At 56.4% G+C, this 15,511-nt stretch carries 15 protein-coding genes; 1 reads left to right on the top strand and 14 read right to left on the bottom strand.

From position 1 onward, the window contains the following. Positions 1 to 111: 111 nt before the first annotated feature. The 3 genes from KGP22_RS10050 to KGP22_RS10040 all read right to left on the bottom strand — a co-directional run bounded on the left by KGP22_RS10050 (position 112) and on the right by KGP22_RS10040 (position 4,103). Complete coding sequence (locus KGP22_RS10050; protein ID WP_223582151.1) at positions 112 to 1,602, bottom strand: hypothetical protein; 1,491 nt, start codon at positions 1,600 to 1,602, stop codon at positions 112 to 114. Beyond that, complete coding sequence (locus tag KGP22_RS10045; protein ID WP_223582150.1) at positions 1,602 to 3,254, bottom strand: hypothetical protein; 1,653 nt, start codon at positions 3,252 to 3,254, stop codon at positions 1,602 to 1,604. The genes KGP22_RS10050 and KGP22_RS10045 overlap by 1 nt, the downstream gene beginning before the upstream one ends. Before the next feature lie 366 nt (positions 3,255 to 3,620). Beyond that, positions 3,621 to 4,103, bottom strand: a complete 483-nt coding sequence (locus KGP22_RS10040) for a glutathione peroxidase (protein ID WP_223582149.1) — start codon at positions 4,101 to 4,103, stop codon at positions 3,621 to 3,623. Between the two features lie 137 nt (positions 4,104 to 4,240). Between KGP22_RS10040 and KGP22_RS10035 the strand changes: the two genes are divergently transcribed. Continuing rightward, positions 4,241 to 5,482 carry a serine hydrolase domain-containing protein gene (locus tag KGP22_RS10035; RefSeq protein WP_223582147.1) on the top strand — a complete coding sequence of 414 codons (1,242 nt, stop codon included), beginning with the start codon at positions 4,241 to 4,243 and terminating at the stop codon, positions 5,480 to 5,482. Positions 5,483 to 5,498: 16 nt separating this feature from the next. On the opposite strand, the gene KGP22_RS10030 is transcribed toward KGP22_RS10035, so the two are convergent. The 11 genes from KGP22_RS10030 to paaD form a co-directional block, all read right to left on the bottom strand. Beyond that, positions 5,499 to 6,242, bottom strand: coding sequence for an SDR family oxidoreductase (locus tag KGP22_RS10030; protein ID WP_111964713.1), 744 nt, complete (start codon positions 6,240 to 6,242; stop codon positions 5,499 to 5,501). Between the two features lie 102 nt (positions 6,243 to 6,344). After that, positions 6,345 to 6,941: a phenylacetic acid degradation protein PaaY gene (gene paaY, locus KGP22_RS10025; protein WP_223582145.1), complete on the bottom strand. Its 597-nt coding sequence runs from the start codon at positions 6,939 to 6,941 to the stop codon at positions 6,345 to 6,347. A gap of 9 nt (positions 6,942 to 6,950) precedes the next feature. Next, on the bottom strand, positions 6,951 to 7,886 hold the full coding sequence (gene paaX, locus KGP22_RS10020) for a phenylacetic acid degradation operon negative regulatory protein PaaX (protein WP_223582141.1): 936 nt from the start codon (positions 7,884 to 7,886) through the stop codon (positions 6,951 to 6,953). A 102-nt stretch (positions 7,887 to 7,988) separates the two neighbouring features. Next, positions 7,989 to 9,305 (bottom strand): phenylacetate--CoA ligase PaaK, encoded by a 1,317-nt coding sequence (gene paaK, locus KGP22_RS10015; RefSeq protein ID WP_223582139.1) that lies wholly within the window; start codon positions 9,303 to 9,305, stop codon positions 7,989 to 7,991. Between the two features lie 27 nt (positions 9,306 to 9,332). Next, entirely contained in the window at positions 9,333 to 10,538 is a 1,206-nt protein-coding gene (gene pcaF, locus KGP22_RS10010; RefSeq protein ID WP_223582129.1) for a 3-oxoadipyl-CoA thiolase, read from the bottom strand. Next, positions 10,538 to 10,960, bottom strand: coding sequence for a hydroxyphenylacetyl-CoA thioesterase PaaI (gene paaI / locus KGP22_RS10005; RefSeq protein ID WP_008502373.1), 423 nt, complete (start codon positions 10,958 to 10,960; stop codon positions 10,538 to 10,540). Before paaI ends, pcaF begins: the two co-directional genes overlap by 1 nt. After that, the gene (gene paaH / locus KGP22_RS10000) at positions 10,950 to 12,374 is read right to left on the bottom strand and encodes a 3-hydroxyacyl-CoA dehydrogenase PaaH (RefSeq protein WP_223582126.1); all 1,425 of its coding nucleotides are present in this window, start codon (positions 12,372 to 12,374) and stop codon (positions 10,950 to 10,952) included. The genes paaI and paaH overlap by 11 nt, the downstream gene beginning before the upstream one ends. 1 nt (position 12,375) lies before the next feature. Beyond that, the gene (gene paaG / locus KGP22_RS09995) at positions 12,376 to 13,164 is read right to left on the bottom strand and encodes a 2-(1,2-epoxy-1,2-dihydrophenyl)acetyl-CoA isomerase PaaG (RefSeq protein WP_223582418.1); all 789 of its coding nucleotides are present in this window, start codon (positions 13,162 to 13,164) and stop codon (positions 12,376 to 12,378) included. Further along, positions 13,164 to 13,931 (bottom strand): 2,3-dehydroadipyl-CoA hydratase PaaF, encoded by a 768-nt coding sequence (gene paaF, locus KGP22_RS09990; protein WP_223582124.1) that lies wholly within the window; start codon positions 13,929 to 13,931, stop codon positions 13,164 to 13,166. The genes paaG and paaF overlap by 1 nt, the downstream gene beginning before the upstream one ends. Beyond that, positions 13,928 to 14,998, bottom strand: a complete 1,071-nt coding sequence (gene paaE, locus KGP22_RS09985; protein WP_223582122.1) for a 1,2-phenylacetyl-CoA epoxidase subunit PaaE — start codon at positions 14,996 to 14,998, stop codon at positions 13,928 to 13,930. Before paaE ends, paaF begins: the two co-directional genes overlap by 4 nt. Before the next feature lie 7 nt (positions 14,999 to 15,005). Then, positions 15,006 to 15,503, bottom strand: a complete 498-nt coding sequence (gene paaD / locus KGP22_RS09980; protein WP_223582116.1) for a 1,2-phenylacetyl-CoA epoxidase subunit PaaD — start codon at positions 15,501 to 15,503, stop codon at positions 15,006 to 15,008. Between the last annotated feature and the right edge of the window lie 8 nt (positions 15,504 to 15,511).

Here is a 15,511-nt window from a genome sequence, read left to right as displayed (position 1 = left end):
GCACCACAAAGGATATTTCTGCCTTGCAATGAAGGTCCTTTTTCTGCTTTGCATAGACAGATTCGCAAAGCTATGCACCCAGGCTTTGCGATATTCAATGAGGTCGTAACGTTAACCCGCTTTTAGCATTCGTCGAAGTTCATGTTCCATATATTCATCGACAGCACTGGCATCAATTCCACCGGCTTTATACCAGACATGGAGTTCTTTAATCGCCAGAGTTCCAAACCTTGCCCAGCCGATGAGGTTCGTTCTCAGGAGGAACTGAATAATTTCTCCTCCTGAACGAAGTGCCGCATCACCTGCATCCATCAAACACAAGGTTCCATGTGCAACCAGCAACATTCGCCTGAGTTCTGGGTTATTCGCAGAAGGGACACATTCACCCCAGCCCTTCTTATGGTAGCAACGTTGTTTCACCGTCCAGGTGATCCTCACAAGCAGTTCAGTAATCAGAACAGGGATCGCCATGGCTAATCCATGCCGTAAGTCGTATCCTTTCTCAAAAACCTGGACGGCGACGGTCGCGAAAGACTGGCGATGCTGACCAAATTCACCCACGTTTATAAACTGAAGTAATGAAAAGAAAGGTATAGGGATACCAGAGCCTCTCCCTTCAGCACCGGAAGAGCCTGCCATATCAGAGAAAAGATGGCCCATCCAGTTTACGAAACCACTGAATACCTTAGAGACAAGGTTATTCCCTTTAAGCTCAAAAGTTTCGGTATCTACGGAAATCAGTTTTCCGTCTGCCACAAAATGTGCCGTACTGGTAAATTGATCAAGGATCGAGAAAAATAAACCGACTAAGTCCGGAGAGTGGGCAAGATTTTTAATATGGTGATTCTTCGTGTTCATCCTGAACAGACCATCAACATCACCACCATGCCGATGGTCATAGTTAACCTTGAATTTTCTCTCCAGAAAACCGATAGCGCTTTTTGTGGGATCACTTCCTTCTGCGCCCCCTTTCCACCCAAAGGCAGAGGCGAATTTCTCGACTGCACCGTCCACCGCATTATCTGCAAGCTGGGTCAGCTTACCTTCACCCGGAGCACCTACCAGAAAAATATCGATAAGCCCGCCAATAACGCCACAGGTGCCAGCGATCATGTAATCATACTTGTCGCAGCGGGCAGTCTTTAAGGTGAAGTCTTCCTGAATGCGTTTCTCCAGAGCAATTTTCTGAGTTGGCGACATCAGGGCGCTAAACGGATCGACCGTTAAATCGATATTGTGCTTATGGGCATAGTGCGATACGGACTGGGAATAAGTTTCCCAGTCCGTATCGCTGGTGAACGCTATCGTTTCTATCATCGATAGTTTACTGATACTGGACAATGACGGGGTCAAACTGGATTCAAGGTAATCGCTGAATTCACTGGAAACCGTTATGTGGAAATTATCATCAAAAGTGATACCTGCGTGTTCCAGAACACCATCCATCGCAAGAATCATTTCATCTAAAGCAGCATCGGTATCAGTTTGCAAAGCGTTAAGGGCGTCAAGAGCGGCATCAAGGTCACTCAATTGTCTCTCGCTTTGTTCAAGCTGGTGCTTCTGCACCAGCAAGGCCGATACCTGAGTATCCGGTTTTTTCATTATGAGAACAACCCAGTCAGTTTGCCTTTGATAACGTCCCCCGCTCTGAAATAGCCGATGCCTTCAAAGATGGCGGCAAGCTTCTCTAATTGCTGAGTCGCTGTATCTTCTTTAATTTTACGTTTTTTCACTTCAACGATCTTACCATCGTGTTGCTCTTCGACAATACATTCTTCATAGAATGAAAGAACAATATCGTAGAATTGTTTTTTGATGGGTTCTCGGGTCAGAGAACTGAGTTTGGCCTCATCAAGATAGACAGGACACTTAAGTTTGAGTGCACTGTTTTGCATTTTATTCGATTTTTTATTTAATTCATCCGCCGCACCGGTCAATGCATTCATCATCTTCTGGAGCTTTTGAATTTTTTCACCTTGCCGGTTGTGCGCATCCAGAGCGTCGTTAAACTTGCCAGAAATATAATTGAGATCATTGATTAACGCGGACAATGTGGATTGTGTCTGCTTGATGACTTCATTGAGCATGAGTTCCCGGCGCTTGGATTTATCCAGTTCATTAGCACCCGTAAGATGACGAATCCCTTTATAGGCCCCGACACCTAATAACACCGCAACACCAATACCCGTTGCCATACTTGAAAAACCAAGCACACCGCCAAGTCCAAGCGTTGCGAGGCCTGAAGTGATGCCTGCAGCGGACATACCGATGACAGAACCAGAAAGATAGACTGCAGCGAGCGGCACACCTACCGCACCGGCTTTCGCCGTAAGTTCTTTCATGCTGCGTTTCAGTGCATCGTCAGAAAAATCTTCTCGTAACATCTTGAAGTCTTGCTGAATAGCCATCACCGCGAGCTCTATTTCTTCGTCAGTTACACCCAGCAAGGGTTGCATTTGCTGAAGAAATGGAAATTTTATATATTCACCATCATTAACGCTCATGAAAATGCTAATCAGGTCCTTAACAAGAGAGATCTTTATTGACTTGTTATGGCTAGGCACGCATTCACGATCAATTATCGCAATTAACTCTTCAACCGGTATCAGACTGGAATCAGTACCGATGTAACTTCGCAGTATAAATCGGGATTCGGTCGTTAACTCAAGTCGCGTCATCAGCAGGAGAATTTCGGCAAACTCTTTTTTATCAACCTGACCGTCATCTGAGAACGCCATGTTAACAATGGTTTTGACGTAAGCCACTTTCAGAGCTTCTGACATTTCAGCAAGGGTAATGAGCTGATCTTCTTCTTTAAACTCATCAAAGTCACTGATGGCATGCTCAAGAATGTCGCTCAGTTTCTTATAGTTGCACTCCATCAAACTTTTGAGTGGCTTTACCTCGCCATTTTTTAGTTTGAGTGAGACAAATTCTGTTCGTTTCTCCTTCCCTTTATCATTCACTGTAACGTCTTCTATATATTCTACGGCTTCAATATTGTTGTAGTACACGTCATAAGGACTTTCAAAAGCTTCTTTTATAACCAGTTTTTCGCCGGTAAAAACGATGCCATCTTTTGCACTACCAAATACCGTATTGTCATAAATGGCCAACACAGCATTCAGGTTGTCAGCGACATTGAATGCTTTAGCGACGTTATTTAGTTTTTTTTCAGGGATACCTGGAGCAACAAAAACATTCTTACTTACTGAAGATAAATTTTCCTTAAGGAAGGTATTGACGTTATTCACAACTTTCTCCTTATTCGTTGCAACGAATCGACGAACTATCGACCCCGTATTTTTACAAAGTGTGATTATCTCAACCTGGAGTGTCACATTTTGTCATTAGCTCATGGGATATGAGTAAAAATATAAAGAGGAGTATGCCATCCGGGCAAGTTAATCATTCACGAAATAGTCAAAAGTTTATGCTACTGTTCTACCGTTTGGGTGGCACCAAATGATAACATGCTATTAAATAAGTGACTTAAGTAAAACCTTATGTAGTCAACACAAGATGCAGCGTCTGCATTTGCGCATTCTACAGGTGTATTTAAGTGACATGTTGTTTATGCAGGGAACAGAGGTGCTCGATAATTCCTGTCACCAAAACTCTCACCTCCGCAAAGCCTCAACAATCGCCCCCTCCATTTTCTCTGGGGTAGTCATCGGAGCAAAGCGCTTCAGTGGTTTACCGTCGCGTCCGATAAGAAACTTAGTAAAGTTCCACTTAATTCGCTCACCCAGCACGCCGGGTAATTCGTTTTTCAGATAACGAAACAGCGGATGCGCTGCGCTACCGTTAACCTCAACCTTCTCGAACATCGGGAAACTCACGCCGTAGTTGATGTAACAGGTTTTCGAGATTTCGTCGGCGCCGCCGGGTTCCTGTTTACCAAACTGGTTGCAGGGGAAGCCCAGCACCACTAACCCCCGATCGGCGTACTTCTTGTACAGCGCTTCAAGACCAGCATATTGCGGCGTGAAGCCACACTGGCTGGCGGTATTCACGACCAAAACCACCTTTCCGGCATAGTCGGCCATAGAGGTAAGCTGTCCATCCAGACGGGTGGCGGTAAGTTGATAAAAGCGAGTCATACTAAAATCCCTCAAAGCTGGCCGAAAAGTCACGTTGACCACCCACAGGGCCGTCACCGTGTAGAAAGTTTACATTCAAGCAGGCTATTTGTGATACATTCCTGGCGCGCCAATGACCACCACACTCGCTATCAGGTATGCAGAACATAACAAAAAAAATTCGCTGGCTTCTGCTTACTCTCCCACTCCTCAGCGGTTGTGGCACACTTTCACAAATGTCCTCCCCGGAAGGTACTCAGGAACTTCTCACTCATGATTCGCTGGATGGCGACGTTGACAGCGTGGTGCGTCACTACATGGCGCAAAAATCCGTTCCAGGAATGACGGTCGCGGTCATTCATAATCACGGCTCACCGCAGTTTTACACCTGGGGCGTAACCGATGCGGTCAATCGTTATCCGGTCAGGCCCGACACCCTGTTTGCACTCGGCTCGCTCAGCAAAGGGATCACGGCGGAAGTGGTGGCTTGTCTGGTCAATGAAGGGCAACTGAACTGGAACGATAGCCTGGCAACATTGTTACCGCCGGGTACGCCGCTTAGCGTGGATGCACAAAAAATCACCCTGCTTGAACTGGTAACCCACACCTCCGGCCTGCCGCGTCAGAATATGGATGTTCCGATGCTTGGAAAATTCATCAGCTATTTAAGCACGGGCGATAATTTCTACGGCGAGCTGGATAGCGATAACGTGCTGCATTACCTCGCCGACTGGCAAGCGCCAAAGAGTAAAGTGCCGCAATACTCCAATACCGGCTACGCGCTGATCGGCTATATCCTGAAACACAAAACAGGCGTAGATATCCAGAGTTTAGCCTCGCGCTATATTTTCCAGCCGCTGCAGATGGCTAACAGCAGCTTTACGCCACAGCAGCTAAAAGGATACCCGCAGCGCGCCCTCGGCCACGCGGGCGATCAGCCGAAATTCATCCCGCGCGGACAGCTCACGCCGGACTGGCATTTTTCCAACAACATGGTGGCGGCAGCGAGCTTATACAGCAACGCCGAAGATCTGGCGGCCTATGCGCGCTATCACGTATCGACGACCCACAATCCCTTGCTGGACAGCGTCTTCGCCGAAGTCAGAAATACCGATATTCAACGTCCCGACGGGGTACAGGGTATTGCCTGGACCACCGACTTTATCGGTCTGGAAAAAATCACCTATCAGGTCGGCTATATCGGCGGCTACTCCAGCTTTATCGGTTATGACAAAGAAAAAGGCAATGCGGTGGTGGTGCTGCAAAATACCTTTAACTGGAGTAATTACATTGGCATCGCGCTGTTGATGGATATGGCGAAAAAAGACAGCCTTATTATCTCTGGCAACCGTTTTGCGAATAATGGGATGCCTGAACGCGTTTATCAGCAATTACGGTGAGCGCCCGCCGTCAGATTCAGGCCTGATGCGCCAGATCTTCACGAGTCGGCCCCTGAAAGTAGATGGTACTAATATGGCAACTTCGAGGCTGAGTCAGCACAAAACGCATCGTTTCCCAGATGGACCGTCCATTCACCAGACGCTCCCCCATTCTTGTTTGACGATCGACATGCGCATCTAAACCGGTCAGTTCAAAATCAGGCGGATATAACCCGGTTACCCGAATATTTTCTTTGGATAAGTGTGCTGACAGTTTCGTTAGAAAGCCGCTTAGCCCGTGTTTACTGGCAAAAAAAGCGGGATGGGCAATGGAATCTGTAAAGTTCGGAATACCGCATGCGGATATAATCGCAATGATGTCTGCGCCGTCTGAGCGTCGCAATCCTGAAAGCAGCGTCTGGGTGAGCAGGATTGAACCTGTCAGGCCTGAACTGACGGTATTGACGATTTCAGAGCTCGATTGTTCGTCTATTGTTCCTGACAGCCACTGAGCAGCATTCAGTATTAAAATATCGATTGGCCTGTCTGAATGTAAGACTTGCGAAGAGAACTGAGAAACGGATTCCGGCTGGGCTAAATCACAGAGATACCCTCTTGCCACACCCCCTTCAGCCGCGATGAGGGCGCAAGTTTTTTCTATATCCTCCTCGCGACGGGCGCTAAAATCAACGTCAACGCCCTCTCGCGCCAGCCAGACGCAAAGCGCCTGACCAAATCCCCCGCCGCCGCCCGTGATAACAGCGCGTTTTCCTCTCAGCATAACTCTGCGTCCTTTATCGTGATGAGTCTGTGTCGGAGGATTTATAGCATGATGAGGCGGGGTCACATCTTCCCGTTAGTGCCCTGGCGCAGACTTCCCGTCCTACACCGCCGACTTCGGCCTTAAATTCTCATCAAACGCCAGCCGCTTTCGTTCAGGCTCAACCTCGCGCAGCGGTTCAACCTGATGCATCGTCAGCTTGCAGCGCTCAACCAGCACCTGGTATTCCCGCGTGCCCTGCTGCTTCCAGGCGAGCTCCTGCTCGCTCAGCTCGCGAATCGCTTTGGCCGGGCTGCCGATAATCAAATGGTTGGCGGGCATCTCCGCTTTCGCCTTCACGAACGCAGCCGCGCCGACGATGCTGTTTTCACCAATGACCGCCCCGTCCATCACCACCGCGTTCATGCCCACCAGCGCATTGCGGCGGATCACGCAGCCGTGAAGAATGGCGCTGTGGCCGATATGCCCGTCCTCTTCCACCACCGTGTCCTGCTCCGGGAAGCCGTGCATCACGCAATTATCCTGAATGTTCGCCCCGTCTTTCACCACGATACGGCCAAAATCACCGCGCAGGCTGGCGTTAGGACCGACATAAACGCCTTTGCCCAGAATCACGTCGCCAATCAGCACCGCCGTTGGGTGAACGTAGCTCTCGTCAGGTACCACCGGCGTCAGGCCGTCAATTTGATAAACAGGCATCTTCCCTCCTTATGCGCTTGTAAGACCACCAAAGCGCTGATAGTAGAGCGTGCCGGGCACGGGCAGTTCGCCGACGGAGGTTTCGCCCTTCTCGCTGACAAACGTCAGCGCTCCCGGCGCGACACGCTGATAGATATTTATGCAGAGCTGTCGGGCGCTTTGCCCCGCCCAGTGCGCGGGCAGTAACTCTTCCGGCAGCAGCGGATCCTTCAGCACCACGCGACGATAAAAGTGAATCAGCAGCAGCTGGATCTGGAAGCAGCGTTCCGGCGTCAGCTCCTCGGGCGCGGCCTCTTTCAGCAGCGGCAGCAGCGGCCGGAACGAGCTGATAAACGACTCGTACATCGCGTTTTGCTCGGTTAACTGCCAGCACTCTTCCACGCGTGAACGCAGCGCGGCGCGGGAGAGCGCCAGCGGCGAGTGGGCTTCAAAGAAAATCACGTTTTCCGCCACCCCAGCATCGTGAAGCAGGGACTGCACGTCCGCAAGATGCTGCGACGGCGAGGCCATCAGGCTCGGCGCCAGCGTGCCAAACCCCTGCCAGATCAGCTGTTTTTTGACGTCGGCAAGGGTGGTTTTGTCCAGCCCTTCTGAGAGCAGCAATAGCCATTTTCCGTCCCAGGCGGGCAGTTCCGCGCGGTAGATCTTATTCTCCGCGCGACGCGTCAGGCGAAGCCCTTTATCGCTCAGGCGGTAAAAGCTACGTCGTCCGATGCGCGAGACGTCCAGCCAGCCCTCTTTGTTGAGGCGAAACAGCGCGGTACGCACGAACCGTTCGCCAAACCCCATGCCTTCCAGTAAGGCAGCCAGGCTGCCGAGCCAAATCTCACCGCCGCGATGGGAAAGCGCGTCACCGTATAACGAGGAGATAAGCGAGGTCCCGCTGACGGGAACGGAGCTGACCGCGTGCTGGATAAAGGCGTCGAGTTTATTCATGTGATTCATTCTGTTGTTATTTTTGTCCTGGATGAATCATAGCATAGGATTCTGGGATAGCCCTTCACCCTAACCCCCTCCCTTTGGAAGAGGGCCGGGGTGAGAGGAAACTTAACCGTTGGCCGCCGCTTTACGCAGGTCAAACACCCGGCAGGCTTTTCCCTCCGAGCGCGGGATGCTGCCGCAGTTAACGATCGTCACGTCGGTGGAAATCCCCACCATCGACTTAATGCGGTGGCGCAGCTGGTGGCACACCTGGCAACGCTGCTCGTGGGTCAGCGTGAGGCTGCTCTCTTTTAGCTCCACCTTCACGGAAAGTGAATCAAGATGCCCGCGACGGTTCACCTCCAGCTGGTAGTGCGGCGAAAGATGTTCGAACTTTACGATCTCCTCTTCCAGCTGCGACGGGAAGACGTTGACGCCGCGGATGATCAGCATATCGTCGCTGCGGCCGCTGATCCGGTCCATACGGCGCATGCTGCGCGCGGTGGCCGGGAGCAGGCGCGTCAGGTCGCGGGTGCGGTAGCGGATCACCGGCAGCGCCTCTTTGGTCAGCGTGGTGAACAGCAGCTCGCCCTGCTGACCGTCATCCAGCGGCGTGCCGTCGTTCGGGTTGACGATCTCAGGGTAGAAATGATCTTCCCAGATGGTCGGGCCGTCGACGGTTTCGATACACTCCATCGCCACGCCCGGCCCCATCACTTCGGAGAGGCCATAGATGTCCAGCGCCGTAATGCCTAAGCGTTTTTCAATTTCCCGGCGCATGGCCTGCGTCCACGGCTCGGCGCCGAAGACGCCCACGCGCAGGGAACAGGTGCTGGCATCGCCGCCCATCTGGCGTTCCAGCTCTTCAATCAGGTTGAGGCAGTAGGATGGCGTCACCATGATCATGTCCGGCTGGAAATCGCGGATCAGCTGCGCCTGTTTCTCCGTCTGGCCGCCGGACATCGGGATCACCGTCGCGCCTAAACGCTCGGCCCCGTAGTGCGCCCCCAGCCCGCCGGTAAACAGGCCGTAGCCATACGCCACGTGAATTTTGTCCTTCGCGCTGCCGCCCGCCGCGCGCAGGGAGCGGGCCACCAGATTGGCCCAGTTGTCGATGTCGCCCTGCGTATAGCCGACAACGGTCGGTTTGCCGGTGGTGCCGGAAGACGCGTGAATGCGCACCACCTGCTCCATCGGCACGGCAAAGGTATCGAACGGATAGTTATCCCGCAGGTCCTGCTTGGTGGTGCACGGGAATTTGCGGATATCCGCCAGCTCTTTGAAATCGTCAGGGTGAACGCCCGCTGCATCAAACTTGCGTTTGTACATCGGCACGTTGCTGTAGGCGTGATGCAGCGTACATTTCAGACGCGCGGTCTGCAGCGCCTGTAACTCGTCAAGAGAGGCCGTTTCAATCGGATCAAGCTTTGTTGTATTTGTCATTGTAGGGTACTCACATTGTTTTTATGCTCAAACACGCTCAAGGATCATGGCAATGCCCTGACCCACACCGATGCACATCGTACACAGCGCGTAGCGCCCGCCGCGTCGGTGCAGTTCATTACTCGCGGCCAGCGCCAGCCTGGCGCCGCTCATGCCCAGCGGGTGGCCCAGCGCAATCGCGCCACCGTTCGGGTTAACGTGCGCGGCATCGTCCGGCAGGCCCAGCTGACGCAGCACGCCCAGCGCCTGCGCGGCGAAAGCTTCGTTAAGTTCGATCACGTCCATATCGTTAATGCTGAGCCCGGCGCGCTCCAGCACCTTCCGGGTGGCGGGTACCGGGCCAAGCCCCATCAGACGTGGCTCCACGCCTGCCGTCGCCATCGCCACGATCCGCGTGCGCGGGACTAACCCCTGCGCCAGCGCCATCTTCTCGCTGGCGACGATCAGCGCCGCAGCGCCGTCGTTGACCCCGGAGGCATTTCCCGCCGTGACCACCCCGTTCTTACGGAACGGCGTTTTTAGCCCGGCAAGCTGTTCAAGAGTAGTGTCCGCGCGCGGATGTTCATCCACGCTGAACGCTGTGACCGCCCCTTTTTTACCCGGCACCGGCACCGGCACGATCTCCTGCGCCAGAATGCCGTTCTGCTGGGCCAGCGCGGTACGCTGCTGGCTGCGCAGGGCGAACGCGTCCTGATCGGCACGGCTGATATTTAACAATTCAGCTACATTCTCTGCCGTTTCCGGCATACTGTCAGTTCCGAATTGCTGATGCATGAGCGGATTCACAAATCGCCAGCCGATGGTGGTATCAAAGATCTCCGCCTGACGCTGAAAGGCGGCGGTGGCTTTGCCCATCACGAACGGCGCGCGGGACATCGACTCCACGCCGCCCGCGATCAGCAGGTCGCCGTCGCCCGCTTTAATGGTGCGGGCGGCAAAACCAATCGCGTCCAGCCCGGAACCGCACAGGCGGTTAATGGTGGTTCCGGATACCGTCTGCGGCAGCCCGGCCAGCAGCGACGACATGCGCGCTACGTTGCGGTTATCTTCCCCCGCCTGGTTGGCGCAGCCGAAAATCACGTCGTCGATCCGCTCCAGGTCGAGCTGCGGGTAGCGGGCCAGCAGCGCGCGCAGCGGAACGGCACCCAGATCGTCGGTTCGGACTGCGGAAAGCGCTCCGCCGTAGCGACCCACCGGGGTTCGAACGCCATCACAAATAAATGCGTCACGCATCAGGCTTCTCCTGTCACGCTGCCGCCGATGCGGTGAGATTTTCCGCGAAAAAGGGCGACTGTTTTCTGTTGTTGGTTCTGGATTTCAATGTCGTACACGCCGGTCAGCTTGCCCTGATGCTTCACCCGCGCGGTGGCGGTGAGCGTGTCCCCGGCGAAGCCCGGACGCAGGAAATCAATCGAGCAGCCGGAGGCCACCGCCGCCAGCCCCTGGCTGTTGCAGGCGTAGGCAAAAGCGGTGTCAGCCAGCGAAAACAGCTGGCCGCCGTGGCAGGTTTTGTGGCCGTTCAACATCTGCGGGGTGATGGTCATGGTGACAACCGCGTAGCCCTCGTCCATCTCGACAATGTCCATCCCCATCGCCTGAGCGCAGGCGTCCCGTTCGTACATGGTGCGGGCGTTATGCCAGGCGTTATGACTCATAGCTACTCTCCAGAAGCGCGCGCTGGCGCAACAGTGAACAGGGGCGATAGCGCTCTTCGCCGTAATGACGCTGCAGGTTCTCCAGCAGCGTCAGCAGGCGCTGCCAGCCCAGGCGCTCGCCCCATGCGATCGGCCCGCTCGGGTAGTTCACGCCCAGGCGCATGGCCGTGTCGATATCCTTCTCGCTGGCGACCCCTTTTTGCAGGGCATCCAGCGCCTCGTTGGCAATCATCGCCAGCGTCCGCCAGATCAGCAGGCCGGGATAATCGGCAATTCGCACCACCCTGTGTCCCTGCTGCTGCAGGTAGCGGATGGCTTTTTGCGTCGCGGTATGCGGGTTGCTGGCGGCGGCGGCAATGACCGCTACGTCACGCTCGATGCGGTCGACAACCACCACCGGGCCGTTAAGCCGCAGCGCCAGCGCCTGCGCGGTCTCTCCCTGCGTTTCAATCAGGTACACATCATCAATTTCCGTGACACCGTCACGTCTTTTTTCCACGCGCATCGGGCTATAGCTGTCGTTCACCGACTCAACCCACTGCACGTCAGGTTTGTCGCCCTGCCAGTCGTAAACGCCCTTCCCGCTTTTCTTGCCCAGCCTTCCAGCCAGCACCAGCTCCTGCTGCACCAGCGAAGGCAGAAAACGACGCTCCTGCCAGAAGGCGTTAAATACCGAGCAGGTCACCGCAAAGTTCACGTCCTGACCAATCATGTCGGTCAGCTCCAGCGGCCCCATCGGGAAGCCGCCGCCTTCACGCAGGGCGGCGTCAATCACCTCCGGCGGAGCGACCTGCTCTTCCAGCGCGCGCCAGGCTTCGGAATAGAACGGACGCGCGACGCGGTTGACGATGAACCCCGGCGTTGACTGGCAGCGAACGGGCTGTTTGCCCCAGTTCAGCGCCAGCTCGCACAGCGCGTCGGCCACTTCCGGGGAGGTCCCCAGCCCGCTGACCACCTCCACCAGCTTCATCACCGGCGCCGGGTTAAAGAAATGCAGGCCTGCGACGCGCTCCGGGTGGTGGACGTCCGCCGCAATCGCCGTGACGGAGATGGAGGAGGTATTGCTGGTCAGCACCGTCTGCGGCGGGCAGATCTCAGCCAGCTGGGCAAACAGCGTCTTTTTCACCTCCAGCCGTTCTGAGGCCGCTTCAATCACCAGATCGGCCGCGGAGAGCGCGTCGATCTCCGTGACGGGAACAAGCCGGGCAAGGGTCTGGCTCCCGGCATCGGCGGAGAGTTTTCCGCGCGTCACACGGGAGGCCAGACGCTGGCGGATCCCGTCGATGGCGCGTGATATCGCATCGCTGGAGATGTCATAGAGCAGCACCTGATGCCCGTGGCTGGCCGCCACTTCGGCAATCCCGGCACCCATCGTGCCGCTGCCAATCACGGCGACCGTACGTATGTTCAGCATCTTATTTCCCCGTAAAGTTCGGCGCGCGCTTCGCGAGGAAGGCGCTGACGCCCTCGCGGTAGTCGTCGCTGCGCCCGGCCAGCCGCTGATAGTCACGCTCCAGATCGAGCTGGGCGTCCAGGGTATTGGTTTCCGCAGCATTGATCGCCTGCTTGATCAGCCCCAGGCCGAAGGTCGGCTGCGACGCAAAATGCAGGGCCATCTGCTGCGCCGTAGTGGAGAGCTCTTCGTCATCGACCACCTGCCAGATCATGCCCCACGCTTGCGCCTGTTCGGCGCTGAGCTTGTCGCCGAGCAGCGCCAGCCCCATGGCGCGGGCGCGTCCGGCCACGCGCGGCAGCAGCCAGGTGCCGCCGCAGTCCGGCACCAGGCCGAGCTTGCTGAAGGCCATCACGAAGCTGGCGGAGCGCGCCGCAATCACCATGTCGCACCCGAGCGCCAGCGTGGCGCCCGCGCCCGCCGCCACGCCGTTAACGGCACAGATGACCGGCTTCGGCAGCTTTGCCAGGCGGCGCACGAGCGGGTTGTAGAAGGTTTCAACGGACATGCCCAGATCCGGCGCCGGGCCGTTAGGGTCGACGTTGCGGTCGTTGAGGTCCTGACCGGCGCAAAAGCCGCGTCCTGCCCCGGTGATCAGCAGGCAGCGAACGGTGTCATCGCGCTCGGCCTGTTTCAGGCACTCGGCCAGCTGCCGGTGCATGACGTCGTTAAAGCTGTTCAGATGCTCCGGACGGTTCAGCGTAATGGTCATCACGCCCTGTTCTACATGACTGAGAATAAATTCCACAATTAGCGTCCTTTAAAGTCGGGAGTGCGTTTTTGTAGGAAGGCGTTGATGCCTTCCCGGCGGTCTTCGGTGGCAGAAAGCAGCGTAAACAGCTGGCGCTCCTGGGCCAGACCGGCCTGAAGCGGCACCTCCTGAGACTGGCGCAGCGCCTGTTTGGCTGCCTGTAAAGCCAGCGGCGAGTGGCGCCCCATCAGGGCCGCCTGCTTCAGGGCATACTCCAGCGTCAGCGCCGCCGGGAAAACATCGCTCACCAGCCCGGCGCTCAGCGCCTGCTCTGCGGTAATGCTCTCACCGGTCAGCACCATTTTGCTGGCCAGCGATTTCCCGACGCTGCGGATAAGACGCTGGGTGCCGCCCGCGCCGGGCATGATGCCGAGCGTGATTTCCGGCAGGCCGAAACGGGCGTTGTCACCGGCAATCACCACGTCGCACAGCAGCGCCAGCTCGCAGCCTGCGCCCAGCGCGAAGCCGTTCACGGCGGCGATCAGCGGTTTACTGAACGTATTGATGCGTGACCACAGCTGCGGGCGAATATCGTTTAGCGTGGCGGGCAGGTCTTTCTCCGCCATTTCGTTGAGATCGGCCCCGGCGGCAAAGCAGCGCTCGCTGCCGTAAATCACGCAGACGGAAATCTCGGCATCCACGGCGGCGGCCTCAAGCTGTTCCGCAAGCTGGGTCAACAGCGCGTTGTTGAGAGCGTTGCGCGCCGCCGGACGGTTTAGCGTCAGCTGCAGCACGCGGCCATGACGGGTAACAATCAGTTCGCTCATGCCATCCCCTTCGCGTCGAAGTCGACGATCACGTCGGCGGTTAACGGCAGCGACTGGCAGCTCAGGACATACCCGGCGGCCAGCTCGTCCGGCTCCAGGCTATAGTTGGTCGCCATGTCCACCTTCCCGCGCAGCACTTTGCATTTACAGGTGGCGCAGACGCCGCCCTTACAGGCATAAGGCAGATCCGCCCCCTGACGCAGGGCGGCATCGAGAATGCTTTCGTCGTCCGCCGTCAGGGTGATTTCACGGTCGCGCCCGTCCTGGCGAACGGTCACTTTTTGTCCATCCACCTGCACGTGCGCCGCGCGCTTAACGGTGATACCGGAGGTGTTAAAGCGCTCAAGGTGAATGGATTTGTCCGGCATCCCCAGCGCCTTCAGCGTGGCTTCCGCGTCGTCCATCATTGCGGACGGGCCGCAGATAAACGCCTCGTCGTACTGGCGGAAGTTGATCAGGTTTTTCGCCAGCGCCTGCAGCTTTTCCCCGTCGATGCGGCCATAAAGCAGGTCGCTGTCCAGCCGCTCCTGGCTGAAGATGGAGACCAGCTGCAGGCGCTGCGGGTATTTGTCCTTCAGGTCCGCCAGCGCCTGGCGGAACATCATGCTCTGGCTGCTGCGGTTGCCGTAGATTAGGGTGAAATGGCTGTTCGGTTCGGTCTTAAGCGTCGCGGAGATAATTGCCAGCATCGGGGTGATCCCGGAGCCTGCCGCAATTGCCAGATAGTGGCCTTCGCGTTCGGCCCGCGGCTGGTAGCCAAACTGCCCCTGAGGAACCATTACCTCCAGCGCCATGCCCGCTTTGATCTCATCCCGGGCATAGCGGGAGAAGCGCCCGCCTTCAATCGCCTTGACCGCCACGCTGATTTCGCCCGGGGCGGCACTCCGGCAGATGGAGTAGCAGCGGCGCAGCTCGTCCCCGCCAAGCTTCGTTTTTAACGTCAGGTGCTGGCCGGGACGGAAGCGGTAGGCCTCCTGCAGCGCCTGCGGCACCGCAAAGGTGATGGTTACCGCGTCGCGGGTTTCGGGTTCCACTTTTGCCACTGTTAATGAATGAAACGTTGTCATGGCAGCCTCAAATGCATTTGAAATAGTCGAAGGGCTCGCGGCAGGTGTTGCAGCGATAGAGCGCTTTGCAGGCCGTCGAGCCAAATTCACTGATAAGGGAGGTGTCGGTGCTGGCGCAGCGCGGGCAGCTCACCTCCACCGGCGCGTGCGCGTGACAGCTATGCCCCACCGGCGGGCTGATGCCGTACGCCCGCAGGCGCTCGCGCGCGTCGGCGGTCATCCAGTCGGTGGTCCAGGCGGGTTCAAGCTGGAGCACGATATGCACGGGGGTGAAGCCGCGTTTAGTCATCGCCTCACGGATCGCCCCCAGCAGGTGCTCCGTCGCCGGACAGCCCGAGTAGGTGGGCGTGAAGCCGATGACCCAGCCTTCCCCCTGCGCCTTTACGCTGCGCACCATGCCTAAATCGGTGATGGTTAACACCGGCACTTCCGGATCGGGGATCTGGCCTAACAGCGCCCAGATCTGCGGGATTTGCGCAGGCGCGATGTCGACGAGGCGTTGCATAGCGTTCT

It is taken from the genome of Enterobacter sp. JBIWA005, from assembly GCF_019968805.1.
Classification (GTDB): domain Bacteria; phylum Pseudomonadota; class Gammaproteobacteria; order Enterobacterales; family Enterobacteriaceae; genus Enterobacter; species Enterobacter vonholyi.
The sequence above is the reverse complement of the archived record's forward strand: the minus strand, read 5'-3'. Positions and strand labels throughout refer to the sequence as shown.

Bases quoted from the DNA above. Each gene is read 5' to 3' on its own strand.
- KGP22_RS10050 (WP_223582151.1), bottom strand. From the start codon at position 1,602: ATGAAAAAACCGGATACTCAGGTATCGGCCTTGCTGGTGCAGAAGCAC.
- KGP22_RS10040 (WP_223582149.1), bottom strand. From the start codon at position 4,103: ATGACTCGCTTTTATCAACTTACCGCCACCCGTCTGGATGGACAGCTT.
- KGP22_RS10035 (WP_223582147.1), top strand. From the start codon at position 4,241: ATGCAGAACATAACAAAAAAAATTCGCTGGCTTCTGCTTACTCTCCCA.
- KGP22_RS10030 (WP_111964713.1), bottom strand. From the start codon at position 6,242: ATGCTGAGAGGAAAACGCGCTGTTATCACGGGCGGCGGCGGGGGATTT.
- paaY (WP_223582145.1), bottom strand. From the start codon at position 6,941: ATGCCTGTTTATCAAATTGACGGCCTGACGCCGGTGGTACCTGACGAG.
- paaX (WP_223582141.1), bottom strand. From the start codon at position 7,886: ATGAATCACATGAATAAACTCGACGCCTTTATCCAGCACGCGGTCAGC.
- paaK (WP_223582139.1), bottom strand. From the start codon at position 9,305: ATGACAAATACAACAAAGCTTGATCCGATTGAAACGGCCTCTCTTGAC.
- pcaF (WP_223582129.1), bottom strand. From the start codon at position 10,538: ATGCGTGACGCATTTATTTGTGATGGCGTTCGAACCCCGGTGGGTCGC.
- paaI (WP_008502373.1), bottom strand. From the start codon at position 10,960: ATGAGTCATAACGCCTGGCATAACGCCCGCACCATGTACGAACGGGAC.
- paaH (WP_223582126.1), bottom strand. From the start codon at position 12,374: ATGCTGAACATACGTACGGTCGCCGTGATTGGCAGCGGCACGATGGGT.
- paaF (WP_223582124.1), bottom strand. From the start codon at position 13,931: ATGAGCGAACTGATTGTTACCCGTCATGGCCGCGTGCTGCAGCTGACG.
- paaE (WP_223582122.1), bottom strand. From the start codon at position 14,998: ATGACAACGTTTCATTCATTAACAGTGGCAAAAGTGGAACCCGAAACC.
- paaD (WP_223582116.1), bottom strand. From the start codon at position 15,503: ATGCAACGCCTCGTCGACATCGCGCCTGCGCAAATCCCGCAGATCTGG.